Below are 13,552 nucleotides of genomic sequence, written 5' to 3' on the forward strand. Positions count from 1 at the left end.
AAGGGCAGCCCCTTGCTTTTATTATTTCGTCTCTTCCGTATTTTCATATCGGCTGTCGAGATAGTCAGCAATATGAATAATGTAGCCTTCGATGGTTTGGGGACTTCGAATACAGGAGCCCCATTCAGGAAGGCCGTGATGACATAAAATACAATGTGACATGTGGTGAATATCTTCCAGTGTCACTTGAATCCCTTCTGTTTCTATGATTTTAGACAGCATGAGAACTCCGTATGGAATATGTCCAATCATCACACCTAATTCATCCATAATGATTCCAGTCTGTTTACGGTTTTCAATTGATGCATGGTCAGCGGTTGGGAATAAAAACTTAAATTCCTCATATTTCTTTCCGGCATGATCATATTCTAGCAGCTTACCTATATCATGGAATAATATACTTGTCATAATAAGGTCATAATTTGGATTCTTTTGAGTGTGGTCCATCATACCATATAGCATTGTATATAAATGATCAATGGTATCTTTCCAGACAAGCTGCTGGGTATTCACATTGGCAGCTTGTATTTGATTCCAAATGTCCCTTTTGTGTGCCTTCTCAACATGATTGATAAGTTTCATGATAGCCTGGTAATGATTGTCTTCCGTCTTTAAGATGAATCTAGCAAATCGCATGAGTCCGACCGTGTGCTTAAGCAAACCGCCTAAATAATTATGGTGATAGCCCTTTGCCGCGGGACGAAGGCAAAATTGATCCCAAAACCTATGCATGGCCGCTAAGGAAATATCTTTAAAAGGAGATTGGAGTTCATTCAAATAAGAAAATAGTTCAACCGTCAAGTCATCGATACTTTGTTTTGTATAGGCTAGTAATGTAAAAGGATTAATATCCTCTTTACAAGGTTTAATCTTGTTAATCGTTAGAGATTTATGTCCCTTATAATCTTCTACTTTCGCTTCTACATCAAACAGAGAATAGTCATCTAGCAGCGGTTTCGTTGTCTCTACAGCCCCTTGATTATCCCACATCTTTGCATTAATGTTTCCAGCATTATTGCTGAATCTGATTTTTAAATATTGTTTTCCCGTTTTTGTTGTTTCAACACTATAATCATTTAGGAGCAATCGAACGCGTACCAGGTTCCCGTTTATTTCATCTTGTAAATGAAAGGTTTCTTCACCTGCAGGAAGGAGCGGGGGAGGAAATTCTTTCAGTATTTGCTCCCGTTCTGATTCAGAAGCCTCAAATTGAATCGGAATTAAACCATAAAAATAAGTAGATTCTTCTGTCACGTATATCACTCCTATTAAAATAAAACCAATTGCTGACAAGTTATATATGTATTATCTTCTACTTTTCATTTTAACTTACTTCATGTTGTTTTTGCGATTAAATTGATTGAGTTCCTATAGTTTCTAATTGGTCATAACAATAGGTTTTAGCACATATAATAGACTATCAATTATATCGAAGGTAAAGAGGTGAAAAATATCGATATTCCATTTTGGATTTACTTTGTTGTTGCAGGGATTATCGTAAGTGCTTATATGGTGATTCGAACAGGAAGGGAAGAAAGAATGATGGAAGATGAAATAATAGAGAGGGAAGGCGAAGTCTATATGCAACGATTAGAAAAGGAGAGGGAGGAAAAAAAGAAAACACAAAATTCAGCGGGATAAAGTTAAGAAAAATTGGGAAAAGGGGTTGTCCCGTAAGGTGTCTGGCATCCACAATGAATCAATATCCAGTGCGAACTTACGCAAAGTGATATAGAATAATGTATCTAGAGCCTGACTCCTTTGCTTTTGGGACATCCCCTTTAAATGTGTGCGATTATTACTTTTTCTCTTCTTTTTCTTCTCCTAAAATGCCTTTTAAGTCCTCATCCTTGATTTTAACGTCAGCAGATTTCATTTCCTCATTAATGATATTCATCATATTTTCCTGAGTCATTTGGGTGGACTTGTACTTTGCTTCCATCTCATCCTTCACTTTATCAAACGGTTCCTCTTCCTTCTTTTCAGTTACTTGAATGATATGGAAACCAAACTGAGATTTTACAGGCTCACTTATTTCATTGATATCTAAAGCATAGGCAGCCTCTTCAAATTCAGGTACCATTGCTCCTGGTCCAAACCAGCCAAGGTCCCCGCCCTGTTCAGCAGATCCATCCTTTGAATATTCTTTAGCTAGATCTTCAAATTTGCCGCCTTCATCAAGCTTTGCTTTTACTTCTTTTGCTGTTTCTTCATCTTCTACAAGAATATGGCGGGCTTTAATCTCCGGTTTATAATTTTCTTCGTAGTATTTTTTTACATCCTCTTCCTTCATATTCTTCAATACAGCTTTTTCAATCAAAACCTCTAATTTAACATTTTCGTCCTTTTTAAAAGCTTCTTCATTTTCAAAACCGTATTGAAGGAAGAACGTATCTCCTAGCTGTTCTTTGTATTCCTTTACCTTCTCATCTAGGTCCTTATCAGTCACTTCATATTTATCAGACAGAACCTTTGTGTAAAGGAGCTGCTGCAGCACCATTTCGCCTTGCTTGTCCTTCATTGCTTCATAAAATTCTTCCTTCGTTATATTGCCGGCCTTCGATTCAACAATAGAATCTGATCCTCCATTACAAGCACTTAAAGTAAGTACACCGGCTGCCAGTGTTAAAGGTAATATCCATTTTTTCACGTATAAACACTCCTAATATTAGTATAAGTCGATAATTCAACAATCATTACTATAACATAAATTGGATATAGAACAAATTATTACTGTCCATGAAACAAGTATATTTTAGAAAAAATGGGTATTTGACCATCCCAGATTTGCTATTCGTACATATGATAAAACGAAAGCGAAAGGAGGTAAGATAATGGGGAACTATAGCAACGGTTTCGCGTTAATTGTTGTTTTGTTCATATTATTAATTATTGTAGGGGCTTCCTTTTACTAAAATGATGGGCAGCAAATAGGGATTTGCGGCTTTGTGCAGCTATCACGATCCTATTGAAAGGAGGTGATATTATGGGTCAATCTTACGGATACGGCGGAGGATTTGCGCTAATCGTGGTTCTATTCATCCTTTTAATCATTGTAGGTGCAGCATGGTTATAAGCCAATCTTAATTTGTGGAGAAAAGTAAAGATGAACAGTCTTTACTTTTCCTAAAAACAATAGCGGTGAGAATCATCTCACCGCCTTTTACCATTTCGTTCAAATCTAATGAATAACTAAACCGTAAACAGAAGTTCAACGTAGGAAGAAATTAATAAGATGGTCACGAGAATATTGATTGTATGGAAAACAGTAGCTTGCTTTTCTTCTGGTATCTCCTTTTGCAGACAAAGAGAATTCGTCATCTTATTAATATTAAATAATATAAAGCAGGCAAATAAAATAAAAATGTAGATCAACATTGATTTCCTCCTTTTGAGAGGCAGATTATTCTTAAAAGCTACCTAAATGGAATAGTATGATATTTACATTAGCAAAAAATTTCAAAAAAAGATAGAGAAAATTCATTTAAAATATTTATTAAAATTAATGCTTTGTTAAATAATATTGTTGATTTTTGACTTCCTTAAGCTGCAGCGTCATGAAGTAACCTTTCAGCTATGCTGAAAGGCGTGTGAAATATTGATTTCACACGAATGAGTCAAAAATTTAGCTTATCAACAAGTACTTTAACAAAGCCAAAATTAAAAATAATAATCATAAATTTGGCTGATTGATTAAAATTTCAAAGCCGTTCTCATTCTCTTCAATATATGCACGATTAGGTGCCATTAAAACATTTTTAATATAAATAAAATCAGAAGCACATAGACCTATATGGAAAGCTAGTAAAATGGTAAAATAATGAACATAATGGTTAAAAAACCAGCAAGCAACAAAAAGAAATCCATTAATAAGGATAAATGGAGCAATTAAAGTGATGATATACTGCCATTTTAGGATGGGTTCTATAATTCTTATTTGAATAACAGGAAAAATGAAATATTTAATAGAAACAGTCTTTTTTATTTTATTTTTTAAATGTATGAGTGAGAAAAAGTGTATCATTTTATGGATTGGATACATAAGCCACAATCCTGAAATCAATAATAAGAAATATTTATCTTCAAATGAAGAAGGTACAAATAAATAGGTTACAGGTACATATAAAACAATAAAAGTGCATAGCATGGTTAAAATAGACAATATGCATACACGTTGTGTGTTGTATTTTTTAGTGAGATTTATCTCTTTCAAGCAATTCATTCTATCAGCCTCCAAAAGGAGAAACATAACTTACTAAGTAAATGTACGATGAAAGAATAAAAAAATCAATAGGCAAAAGAATTGATTCGACTTTCTGCTCATATGAGGAAGAAAGTCGTCCATTAACATAGATAAGAGGGGAAAGACAATGGATTTGGAAGCATTATTAGAGAGGATTAAACGACTTGAATACCATCAGTCACTATTGTTGGAAATGAATCAGACAACTAAGTATGCCTTGAATAAATTAATCATTGAAAAGGGAATGGGGGAGAGGGAAGTACAAAGATTATTTGAGGTTTGTGATATGTTGAGCAAGGAGTTAGAAGAACAGAAAGCGGAAGGTTTTGTGAATTTTCATCCGCTTTTCAATAAATTTACTATGAAATTACAAACCGGCGGGCTGCATGCTGAGGATGTCATTGCTGCTTGTATAACCCAGGGGCTATATCTCCCACTAATGACAGAGTTAAAAAAGTATTTATAATGGATTTAAATCAGCTCTGTCTTTTGCGGGAGTTTCTGATGTAATTTCCCTTCTGTTTCTACAAATTCTTTATCGATGTTATGGAAGGATTTTTCAAATATCTCCATAAAATCGTCGCCATAAATATTACGGACGATTGCCATTACTTCCAGCATTTCTGGAAACTTCCCGTATATGTCCTTTAACGGCAGAGAGGCAGAATATGCTGCATTTTGTGCTGGATCATACGCTTCCATTATCTCTAGGAAGATGTTTTCCCCTTTTTCAGTAAGCTGAATGTACGTATTACGCTTGTCGTTTTCTTTTTTAGAAAATTGCAGATAACCGCGTTCCTCTAATTTTTTTGAAAAATTAAAAGCCGTTGATACATGCATAACCCCAAATTTAGCAACATCTGATATAGACGCACCATTTAAATGGTAAGCAATCCATAGAATATGGTGCTCGTTGATATTGAGATCATACGGCTTAATCCATTGCTGCCAATCCTTTTCGATTGATTTCCATAATGCTTTACTAAGTTGACCAATTCTTTGACTAAATAACAGAGCTTCCTTAACTGTATACTCTTTTTCTTCCATCCTCTTAATCACCCTTTTTTTTATATCTGTATATTCATTATGCCAATAAAATAAAGATTAATAAAGATATAAATTTACCAAATTTTTAGAATATCGCTTTATTCTTGTGCAGAATAGCTGTTTAAAGGCTGTTTTAAACATGATGACATTAATTACTATTTTTATAATATATTTATTTTCGATTTAAAAATAAAAAAATCCTTCTTTTTAAAAAGGATTTTTTAAATTTTTTGAAAATTTATTTAAATCATCTCATTTTTTGCTTAATTCTGATTCGAGCTCTTGAATACTCTGTTCAATTTCGGCCAGTTCTCTTTGCAATTCCCTTTGATGTGGTTTTATTTCTTGCTGCCAATTTGACACAGTATGCTTGATTTCTAAAACAAAATCTTTTAATGTTTCAGTCCCTTCAGAAGAGGCTGCTATTAAACTTTGATTCAGCTCTTTTAAATGGTCCTTTAAATCATTTAGTTGATGAAGGACGACTTCTTTGGATTCTTTAAGGTTATTTCGGGTTTCCACTCCTGATTTTGGTGCTGTAAGCAAGGTACTAATGCCGGCAGATACACCGCCTAACAAAAAGCCGATTAAAAAAGACTTTCCTTTCATCAAAACCACCTCATCTAATTTAATAACCAATACTTCTATAAAAATGAAATAGAATCCTTTTTATATTCATTATTTTTATCTAATTGTTTACTGAAGAATGGCGTGTTGCAGTCGTTATATCTTCAAAGTAACAAGCATACATTGTATAAAGCTTTTTCATTTCTAAAGGAGTGCAAACGCTATAATATGATGAATTTATTTTTTTTCTTAAGTATTCTTTCTTTTCTAGCAAGTATTCATTTTTTAGTATCAATTAAAAAACCAGGTGTTTATCCGCCAAAATATATGTTAAAAAAACGTTCTGTGGCAATGGCGGCGGGAGGCCTGATTTTTTTTCTGATTGGATGCATTGTCAGTCTGTTTCACTGAAGCGCAAAAGCAGAAAGAAACCCGTCTATGGGACGGGTTTAAGTATGTTTATTGACTAATTGTTTGCTGATTTGTAATTTTTGTTCTCTTAAGAATGGATGTTGCCACAGGGTAAAGGACAATCATAACAATCGTATTTACTGCTGCTGCCGGTAATACAACCGTAGCAAAAAGTGCTGCAAATGGTCCTGGAAGACCAACGATTAAATAGGCAGAACCTAAAAAGACAATACCTGAAATAACTGTGCCAACAGCGGTTAAGACAGCAACTGAAATGATTGATCTGCTGTATTTGTTAAGCGCAAGGAACAAAGCAAAAAACACAAATGATGTAACAAACTTATCAATAATATTAGGGAATAAGCCGCCAGGAAAAGTGGTCGTGATACCTGAAATAATACCTGTAGCAAGACCTAGAAGCAAAACGCTTTTTCTATCTGGAAACAAAACAATCCCTAAAAACATCATAGTTAACATCATATCAGGTTTCATGCCAAGAAAAAATCCCGGAACAACAGCATGCAGTACAGTTCCCATTCCTACTAATAAAGCAAGGGCAACAAGGTTTTTCGTATTCAATTCTCATCTCTCCTCTTCTAAACTAAGCTAACTTTATTCTTTTCCTGCAGTGCACTCATTGCCTGCAGCGAAAAGTTTCTATTATTATAGCACAAACTTTTCAATTATTGTTAAAGTTAAAAGGCTCTCTTAATAATTTTTTCTGAAATCACTCATAAATTGGGCAAGACGTTCAACATTCTCATACGGAACAGCATTATAAATGGAAGCTCGGCAGCCGCCAACAGAGCGGTGGCCGTTTAAACCAACAAATCCTGCTTCCTTTGCCTGTGCTAAGAAGCTCTTCGTTGCTTCTTCTGAATTTAATGTAAACGTAACATTCATAGTCGATCTTGAGTCAAGCTCAGCATGGCCATTGTAAAAGCCGTTGCTATTATCAATTTCATTATATAGAAGGGAAGCTTTGAGTTCATTTTTCTTCTCAATCGCTTCAAGTCCGCCTTGATCAGTAACCCATCTGAGGACAAGTGATAATAAATAGATTCCAAAGGTTGGCGGTGTATTATATAATGAATTATTTTTCGCGTGAGTGTTATAGTTTAACATGGTTGGAAGGCTGTCGCTTGAACGCTCTAACAGTTCTTTTTTCATAATAACGACTGTAACACCTGATGGTCCAAGGTTTTTCTGTGCACCTGCATAAATCATGTCAAATTGTTCCATATTTAAAGGTTTGCATAAGATGTCACTAGACATATCAGCAATCAGCGGAACATTTAAGCCTGTCGGGAACTGTTTCCACTGAGTACCATAAATCGTATTATTGCTTGTAATGTGTACATAAGCAGCATCGCTTGGAATAGAAGTCGCATCAAGAACTGGGATGTTTTTATAATTATTTTCCTTACTTGACACAGCAATTTCCGCTTTTCCAACCTTCACAGCTTCTTGTAATGCTTTTTCAGCCCAAGAGCCTGTTAATGTGTAGTAGGCTGTTTGTCCTTCTTGAAGAAGATTCATCGGAATCATTGAAAATTGAAGGCTTGCTCCGCCTTGTAAAAAAAGAATCTCGTACTCATCTGAAATGGAAAGTAAAGAACGTAATAAGCTTTGAGCTTCATTATGAACAGCCTCGTAATCCTTGCTTCTATGGCTTAGTTCCATAACAGACATGCCTGTATTTCTAAAATTTAATAACTCATTTTGAGCTTCTTTCAGTGCCCATTCAGGCAGGGCTGCCGGGCCGGCATTAAAATTAAGCGCACGGTTCATTAAGGTATTCCTCCTATGTTTTCTATTACCGTATTTTGTTCGTACATTCACGAGAGTATACAGTAAGTAAAATATTTTTATTTAATATTATCAGAAATTGTCGAAATGTACAAAAACTGATTTAAGAAAAAGCAAAAAAATTCTCCAAAAGGGAGAATTTTAGAGGTGACTGCTGATATTCTCAGCCATTTGCTGCAAATCAAAGGAGCTGTAATCACTTTGGTTATTTTTCCAAACTGCTCCAAAACCATCCCCTTCACCATAGCGCGGGATTAGGTGCAGATGAAAATGGAACACAGATTGTCCTGCTTTTTCACCGTTGTTGTTTACGGCATTTAATCCAATTGGGTTATAAGCTGATTTCAGAGCATTTGCAATTTGAGGCGCAACTTCAAAAATATTTTTAGCGATTTCTGGAGTTAGTTCGAATAGATTTTCTTTATGTACTTTTGGAATAATTAATGTATGACCCTTTGTTACTTGGCTGATATCTAGAAAAGCAACGACATGCTCATTTTCAAAAACTTTCGCAGATGGAATTTCACCATTTACAATTTTACAGAAAATACAATCACTCATTTCCTTCAATCCTTTCGATAGTAGTAAATTTCCTAATATTGTAACATAGGTGCGAACAAAAGAGAAAGCTCATCGGAAAGCGGAACGTTGACTAATAGCTGCTGCGTTCTCGGTGAACGTAGACGTCAGCACATCCTATGCAAGGAACAAAAAAAGGACAGGATTCGCTAGGAATCCCGCCCTGATGCAGGGGAAGAATCATATACAACGTTCTATTACAGGACATTTTCTGCGGTAAACACCTCATTTATTAGTTAAATGTTAGTGCTTATTTAGAAAAGGATTCTTTATTCAAGCTAACCATCCCCTATTTTTTATAGTTTTTTCAAACATATAAAATTTCGGAAATATAGTCTTTGATAAACACCTCATTTTCAAATAAGTTGAAATGATTGGTGTAAAGAATCATCTTGGTTTTCATACAACTTGTGCATTACAACCATCCCCTTATAGGAACGTTTTACTGCATATGGGTATTATTGAATGACATTGTCTTTGACAGACACCTCATTTCAATGATTAGATGTTTTAATCATCAATGATCATACACAACGTTCTATTACAGGACATTTTCTGCGGTAAACACCTCATTTATTAGTTAAATGTTAGTGCTTATTTAGAAAAGGATTCTTTATTCAAGCTAACCATCCCCTATTTTTTATAGTTTTTTCAAACATATAAAATTTCGGAAATATAGTCTTTGATAAACACCTCATTTTCAAATAAGTTGAAATGATTGGTGTAAAGAATCATCTTGGTTTTCATACAACTTGTGCATTACAACCATCCCCTTATAGGAACGTTTTATTGCATATGGGTGTTATTGAATGACATTGTCTTTGACAGACACCTCATTTCAATTGGTGATGATTAATTCATCAATTGCTTTCCCCTACATAGATTAGAATGTCCGTTATTGAAATTTATATACATAGGCAGTTAATTTTTTATAAAAGATCTGGATGTGTTAACGCATCATGTTGATACGTCAGATTTTTGACTCATCCGTGAGAAATGGATATTTTTCACGCCTTTCAGCTGTGCTGAAAGGTTGCTGTATGGTTAGGAAGTGACAGGAGAAAATGAATTTTCTCCTGTCACTTCCTAACCATACAGCTTTAGATGAGTCAAAAATCAACCATGTTAATAAACAAAGCTAAAGATTTAAAAGCAAAAGTAATTTGGTCTAAACTGGACAATATATTAATCGATTTCTTACAATATATATAAGCTAATCCATTATAGGAAGGACGTTTTACATGTCTTTGTTAGAAATTAAAAAAATTACAGGCGGTTACACAAGAAACCCTGTATTAAGGGACGTGTCCTTTAATGTTAATAAAGGTGAACTTGTCGGCTTAATAGGTTTGAATGGTGCTGGGAAAAGTACAACAATTAAACATATTATTGGATTGATGGAGCCGCATAGCGGTGAAATTACCATTAATGGAACAAGATTTGATGAAGACCGTGAAGGATATCGAAGACAGTTTACGTTTGTGCCTGAAACGCCCGTTCTTTATGATGAATTAACACTTGATGAGCATTTGAAATTAACAGCAATGGCTTACGGACTAGAGGAATCGATTTATCGTGAACGAGTTACAGATTTATTAGAGGAATTTCGCATGGCTAAAAGGCTAAAATGGTTTCCGGCTCATTTCTCAAAAGGAATGAAGCAAAAAGTGATGATTATGTGTGCTTTTCTTGTTCAGCCATCTCTATATATCGTAGATGAACCCTTTGTTGGTTTAGACCCGCTTGGTATTCAATCCTTATTGGATTTAATGAAACAAATGAAAGAAAGCGGGGCAGGGATTTTAATGTCTACACATATTTTAGCTACCGCTGAACGCTATTGTGACCGCTTTGTTATTCTGCATGAAGGAAAAGTACGTGCACATGGAACACTCGACCAACTGCGCCAAGAGTTTGCCATGCCGGGGGCAACTCTTGATGATCTGTATATTCAGTTAACAAAGGAAGAAGAAAATGTTTAATGAAAAGTTACTGTGGAAGGAACGGTTTAGCCGGACGAGTAAAGAGTTTTCCCGTTATCTCCGCTACATATTAAATGGACATCTTGTCATTGTATTCGTATTCTTAATTGGTACAGCAGCTTACTATTATCAGGAATGGTTAAAAACACTGCCAGAATCATTTCCATCTGCCATCATTATGGCGTTGTGTCTTGCATTTCTTTTAACCTACAGCCCAATTTTTACATTTATGTCTGAAGCTGATCGAATCTTTTTGCTGCCGCTTGAAACAAAACTAAACGGTTATTTTAGAAAATCGCTGCTGATTAGCTTTTTGGGGCAGATATATTTACTTGTTATCGGGCTGGCGGTATTTATGCCGATGTATGCTGCGGTAAACGAGGGAAATTTCAAACGTTTTTTTTCCTTTGCAGTCATTATGCTTGTTGTTAAGTGGATTAATCTAACAACTCGGTGGTATGTACAATATTACCGTGAAACAACCGTACATAGAACAGATTCCCTTATCCGTTTTTTTGTAAACATTGCTTTCCTGTATTTATTATTTTCAAACGCCGCTTTTTATTTCGTATTAGCCTGCGTGCTCATTTTAATTGGTTTATGTGCTTATTATAAGAAGCAGACAAAGGAGAAAGGGCTTAAGTGGGAATTCTTGATAGAGCAGGATGAAAGAAGAATGACATCCTTTTATCGCTTAGCGAATCTATTCACAGATGTGCCAAAGCTAAAAAATCGAATTAAAAGAAGAGAATGGCTGGATTTTCTTTTAATTAGAGTTCCGTTTCAGCAAAGTGCTTCCTTTACTTTCTTATTTATGAGAACTTTCTTAAGGTCTGGAGATTATTGGGGGTTATTTGTCCGTTTGACGCTTATCGGAGCAGGAGCTATTTACTTATTAACATGGGGTATCGGTCAGATTATTCTGGTTATATTATTTCTCTACCTGACAGGCTTTCAGCTCTTGCCGTTATGGAAGCATCATCAAAATCATTCGCTTCTTGAACTATATCCTATTAATGGAAAGGTGAAAGAAAAGACGTTTCTTGACTTCCTTCGCAAAGTCCTATGGACACAATCCATCCTTCTTTCACTTGTTGTAGCAGGCAAAGGTGATTTCTTGTATGCGCTTGGGGCATTGGCTGCAGGGATTCTTTTTAGTGTATATTTTGTTTCTTACTATAGTAAAAGAAAAATACAAGACTAATGAACGAAAGGACTGTTCATACTATGAAACCAATTGGTCTTTCATACGTAGCTGTTAGGTGAGGGAGTGGTTTATGAATGAATGAGTATGAAGTCCAGGCTTATCAGGAAATTCTGGCTTGGAAACAAAAAATGCTGAAGCGACCAAAAATGATGCAGCGTTTAACGAAACAGGTTCAAGTGAAAATAAATGAAAAAATCCCCGATAAAGCGCATGAAATGATTACAGATGGTATTAAAAACTTTGTGAAAATGACGTTAACGGGTTCGCAGTTAATGACGAGAAAAAAGGAAGATGACGCTCTGTCGCTGGCAGAACGGGATAAGCTCCTAACAGAAAAGCTAGCTGTTTACCGAAAAACAGCCGTTATTGAAGGCGCAGGAACGGGTGCAGGCGGCTTATTGTTAGGGCTGGCTGATTTTCCACTCTTGTTATCCATTAAAATGAAATTTTTATTTGAAGCAGCAACGATTTATGGTTTTGATACAAAAGAATATGAGGAACGAATTTTTATGCTGCAAGTCTTTCAACTGGCATTTTCCAGCGCCGAAAAAAGAGCTGAAACGATGAAGATTATTGAATCATGGGAAGATCGAAAAGCGGAACTCATGGAAATGGATTGGCAGGAGTTTCAGCAGGAATATCGTGACCATATCGATTTTGTCAAAATGTTGCAGCTTGTACCAGGTATTGGTGCTGTTGTTGGTGCCTTTGCCAACTATAATCTGCTTGATCAGTTAGGAGAGACCGCACAAAATTGTTATCGTCTTCGATTATTAGCAGGGAATACCCAATAAGGTGTCAGGCACCACAAAAAGACAAAGTGTTACGATTTGTCCATATATGGTGCCTGACACCTTTATTTATTTTTCACTATTTAACCCTATTATATAGTATAATTTTCCTGTTCATTTGGATTTAGGGAGTTGGATATTTTGAAATCGAAAAACGGACTTATTATCTTTTGTCTAGCCATGCTGGCATCCATGCTCTTAATTATTGCCGCCCGCAGTAATGAAGCATTATCAGTGGACAGGGTTTTATCCAAATTTGTAATAGGGATATTTAAAGAGCAAACCTATCCATTCTTTGAAGCGGTAGCAGAACTGGGCGATACGGTCGGAGTGATAATTGTTGTTTTAATTATGATGCTTATACTGTGGGCTAAAAAGCGTGATTATGTTGGAATGCTTGTATTGTTTATTGGGGTTGCACTCGGTAATGAAGTGAATAAATGGATAAAAGAGCTTGTGGGAAGGGAAAGGCCGCTAACAGCTGCAGACGCAGAATCATTAAGCTTTCCCAGCGGTCACGCGATGGTGGGGCTAATCCTCTATATGCTAGGTTCTTATTTATTAATTAAAAGTATAAAAACAGTCAGTTTGAAATGGTTGATTGGAATAATTGCCTCTATCATTATTCTTCTCATTGGATTAAGCAGGCTTGTCCTTCAAGACCATTTTTCAACAGATGTACTGGGTGGGTTTACAATTGGTATTGTATGGACAATGCTTTGGATTTTCCTTTATGAATGGTTATATGTACGATTTCTGAAAAAAAGAAGCTGACCCCTGTCGGAAGGCACTGAAAAAGTCCATCTAAAAAGAAAAGGGAGTAGATCAACTACTATATGTAGAAGGTCTACTTCCTCTTCTTACTTTATGTTGATGAAAAAGTCCGCTAACTGTTCCAGATAAACACTTTTTCAGC

The 13,552-nt window shown here is 35.5% G+C and carries 17 protein-coding genes; 8 read left to right on the forward strand and 9 right to left on the reverse strand.

Annotated features, from left to right (window positions below):
• Positions 1 to 21 precede the first annotated feature (21 nt).
• Positions 22 to 1,254 carry an HD domain-containing protein gene (locus F4V44_RS00940; RefSeq protein WP_150438110.1) on the reverse strand — a complete coding sequence of 411 codons (1,233 nt, stop codon included), beginning with the start codon at positions 1,252 to 1,254 and terminating at the stop codon, positions 22 to 24.
• A 198-nt stretch (positions 1,255 to 1,452) separates the two neighbouring features.
• Here F4V44_RS00940 and F4V44_RS00945 point away from each other — a divergent pair, with 198 nt between their 5' ends.
• Positions 1,453 to 1,641, forward strand: a complete 189-nt coding sequence (locus F4V44_RS00945) for a sporulation YhaL family protein (protein ID WP_150438187.1) — start codon at positions 1,453 to 1,455, stop codon at positions 1,639 to 1,641.
• 157 nt (positions 1,642 to 1,798) lie between these two features.
• On the opposite strand, the gene F4V44_RS00950 is transcribed toward F4V44_RS00945, so the two are convergent.
• The gene (locus F4V44_RS00950; protein WP_150438111.1) at positions 1,799 to 2,650 is read right to left on the reverse strand and encodes a peptidylprolyl isomerase; all 852 of its coding nucleotides are present in this window, start codon (positions 2,648 to 2,650) and stop codon (positions 1,799 to 1,801) included.
• 181 nt (positions 2,651 to 2,831) lie between these two features.
• On the opposite strand from F4V44_RS00950, the gene F4V44_RS00955 reads away from it, so the two are divergent.
• Complete coding sequence (locus F4V44_RS00955; protein WP_150438188.1) at positions 2,832 to 2,915, forward strand: YjcZ family sporulation protein; 84 nt, start codon at positions 2,832 to 2,834, stop codon at positions 2,913 to 2,915.
• Positions 2,916 to 2,986: 71 nt separating this feature from the next.
• On the forward strand, positions 2,987 to 3,076 hold the full coding sequence (locus F4V44_RS00960) for a YjcZ family sporulation protein (RefSeq protein ID WP_071396037.1): 90 nt from the start codon (positions 2,987 to 2,989) through the stop codon (positions 3,074 to 3,076).
• 116 nt (positions 3,077 to 3,192) lie between these two features.
• Here F4V44_RS00960 and F4V44_RS00965 read toward each other — a convergent pair whose 3' ends face one another.
• Together F4V44_RS00965 and F4V44_RS00970 are read right to left on the reverse strand one after the other, a co-directional pair.
• Positions 3,193 to 3,378 carry a hypothetical protein gene (locus F4V44_RS00965; RefSeq protein ID WP_317978296.1) on the reverse strand — a complete coding sequence of 62 codons (186 nt, stop codon included), beginning with the start codon at positions 3,376 to 3,378 and terminating at the stop codon, positions 3,193 to 3,195.
• A 295-nt stretch (positions 3,379 to 3,673) separates the two neighbouring features.
• Positions 3,674 to 4,222, reverse strand: coding sequence for a DUF3267 domain-containing protein (locus F4V44_RS00970; protein WP_150438112.1), 549 nt, complete (start codon positions 4,220 to 4,222; stop codon positions 3,674 to 3,676).
• A gap of 148 nt (positions 4,223 to 4,370) precedes the next feature.
• Here F4V44_RS00970 and F4V44_RS00975 point away from each other — a divergent pair, with 148 nt between their 5' ends.
• Positions 4,371 to 4,709, forward strand: coding sequence for a DUF1878 family protein (locus F4V44_RS00975; RefSeq protein ID WP_150438113.1), 339 nt, complete (start codon positions 4,371 to 4,373; stop codon positions 4,707 to 4,709).
• Between the two features lie 5 nt (positions 4,710 to 4,714).
• On the opposite strand, the gene F4V44_RS00980 is transcribed toward F4V44_RS00975, so the two are convergent.
• The 5 genes from F4V44_RS00980 to F4V44_RS01005 all read right to left on the reverse strand — a co-directional run bounded on the left by F4V44_RS00980 (position 4,715) and on the right by F4V44_RS01005 (position 8,638).
• Positions 4,715 to 5,290: an HTH-type transcriptional regulator Hpr gene (locus tag F4V44_RS00980; RefSeq protein WP_150438114.1), complete on the reverse strand. Its 576-nt coding sequence runs from the start codon at positions 5,288 to 5,290 to the stop codon at positions 4,715 to 4,717.
• A gap of 252 nt (positions 5,291 to 5,542) precedes the next feature.
• Positions 5,543 to 5,899 carry a YtxH domain-containing protein gene (locus F4V44_RS00985; protein WP_150438115.1) on the reverse strand — a complete coding sequence of 119 codons (357 nt, stop codon included), beginning with the start codon at positions 5,897 to 5,899 and terminating at the stop codon, positions 5,543 to 5,545.
• Positions 5,900 to 6,316: 417 nt separating this feature from the next.
• Positions 6,317 to 6,847 (reverse strand): tryptophan transporter, encoded by a 531-nt coding sequence (locus tag F4V44_RS00995; RefSeq protein WP_150438117.1) that lies wholly within the window; start codon positions 6,845 to 6,847, stop codon positions 6,317 to 6,319.
• A gap of 129 nt (positions 6,848 to 6,976) precedes the next feature.
• Positions 6,977 to 8,059 carry a 3-phosphoserine/phosphohydroxythreonine transaminase gene (serC, locus tag F4V44_RS01000; RefSeq protein ID WP_150438118.1) on the reverse strand — a complete coding sequence of 361 codons (1,083 nt, stop codon included), beginning with the start codon at positions 8,057 to 8,059 and terminating at the stop codon, positions 6,977 to 6,979.
• 159 nt (positions 8,060 to 8,218) lie between these two features.
• Complete coding sequence (locus tag F4V44_RS01005) at positions 8,219 to 8,638, reverse strand: HIT family protein (RefSeq protein ID WP_150438119.1); 420 nt, start codon at positions 8,636 to 8,638, stop codon at positions 8,219 to 8,221.
• Between the two features lie 1,259 nt (positions 8,639 to 9,897).
• Here F4V44_RS01005 and F4V44_RS01010 point away from each other — a divergent pair.
• From F4V44_RS01010 to F4V44_RS01025, 4 genes are all read left to right on the forward strand, one after another.
• Positions 9,898 to 10,638, forward strand: a complete 741-nt coding sequence (locus F4V44_RS01010) for an ABC transporter ATP-binding protein (protein WP_150438120.1) — start codon at positions 9,898 to 9,900, stop codon at positions 10,636 to 10,638.
• Entirely contained in the window at positions 10,631 to 11,842 is a 1,212-nt protein-coding gene (locus F4V44_RS01015) for an ABC transporter permease (protein WP_150438121.1), read from the forward strand. Before F4V44_RS01010 ends, F4V44_RS01015 begins: the two co-directional genes overlap by 8 nt.
• Before the next feature lie 77 nt (positions 11,843 to 11,919).
• Positions 11,920 to 12,639, forward strand: a complete 720-nt coding sequence (locus F4V44_RS01020) for an EcsC family protein (protein ID WP_150438122.1) — start codon at positions 11,920 to 11,922, stop codon at positions 12,637 to 12,639.
• Positions 12,640 to 12,777: 138 nt separating this feature from the next.
• Positions 12,778 to 13,410, forward strand: coding sequence for a phosphatase PAP2 family protein (locus F4V44_RS01025; RefSeq protein WP_150438123.1), 633 nt, complete (start codon positions 12,778 to 12,780; stop codon positions 13,408 to 13,410).
• Positions 13,411 to 13,552 lie beyond the last annotated feature (142 nt).

This window comes from Niallia endozanthoxylica (assembly GCF_008710145.1).
In the GTDB taxonomy this organism is placed as follows: Bacteria; Bacillota; Bacilli; order Bacillales; family Cytobacillaceae; genus Bacillus_BD; species Bacillus_BD endozanthoxylica.

Excerpts from the sequence above, each read along its gene's own strand:
- F4V44_RS01015 (WP_150438121.1), top strand. The coding sequence starts at position 10,631 with ATGTTTAATGAAAAGTTACTGTGGAAGGAACGGTTTAGCCGGACGAGT.
- F4V44_RS00970 (WP_150438112.1), bottom strand. The coding sequence starts at position 4,222 with ATGAATTGCTTGAAAGAGATAAATCTCACTAAAAAATACAACACACAA.
- F4V44_RS01020 (WP_150438122.1), top strand. The coding sequence starts at position 11,920 with ATGAATGAGTATGAAGTCCAGGCTTATCAGGAAATTCTGGCTTGGAAA.
- F4V44_RS00985 (WP_150438115.1), bottom strand. The coding sequence starts at position 5,899 with ATGAAAGGAAAGTCTTTTTTAATCGGCTTTTTGTTAGGCGGTGTATCT.
- F4V44_RS00975 (WP_150438113.1), top strand. The coding sequence starts at position 4,371 with ATGGATTTGGAAGCATTATTAGAGAGGATTAAACGACTTGAATACCAT.
- F4V44_RS01005 (WP_150438119.1), bottom strand. The coding sequence starts at position 8,638 with ATGAGTGATTGTATTTTCTGTAAAATTGTAAATGGTGAAATTCCATCT.
- F4V44_RS00965 (WP_317978296.1), bottom strand. The coding sequence starts at position 3,378 with ATGTTGATCTACATTTTTATTTTATTTGCCTGCTTTATATTATTTAAT.
- F4V44_RS01010 (WP_150438120.1), top strand. The coding sequence starts at position 9,898 with ATGTCTTTGTTAGAAATTAAAAAAATTACAGGCGGTTACACAAGAAAC.
- F4V44_RS00960 (WP_071396037.1), top strand. The coding sequence starts at position 2,987 with ATGGGTCAATCTTACGGATACGGCGGAGGATTTGCGCTAATCGTGGTT.
- serC (WP_150438118.1), bottom strand. The coding sequence starts at position 8,059 with ATGAACCGTGCGCTTAATTTTAATGCCGGCCCGGCAGCCCTGCCTGAA.
- F4V44_RS00980 (WP_150438114.1), bottom strand. The coding sequence starts at position 5,290 with ATGGAAGAAAAAGAGTATACAGTTAAGGAAGCTCTGTTATTTAGTCAA.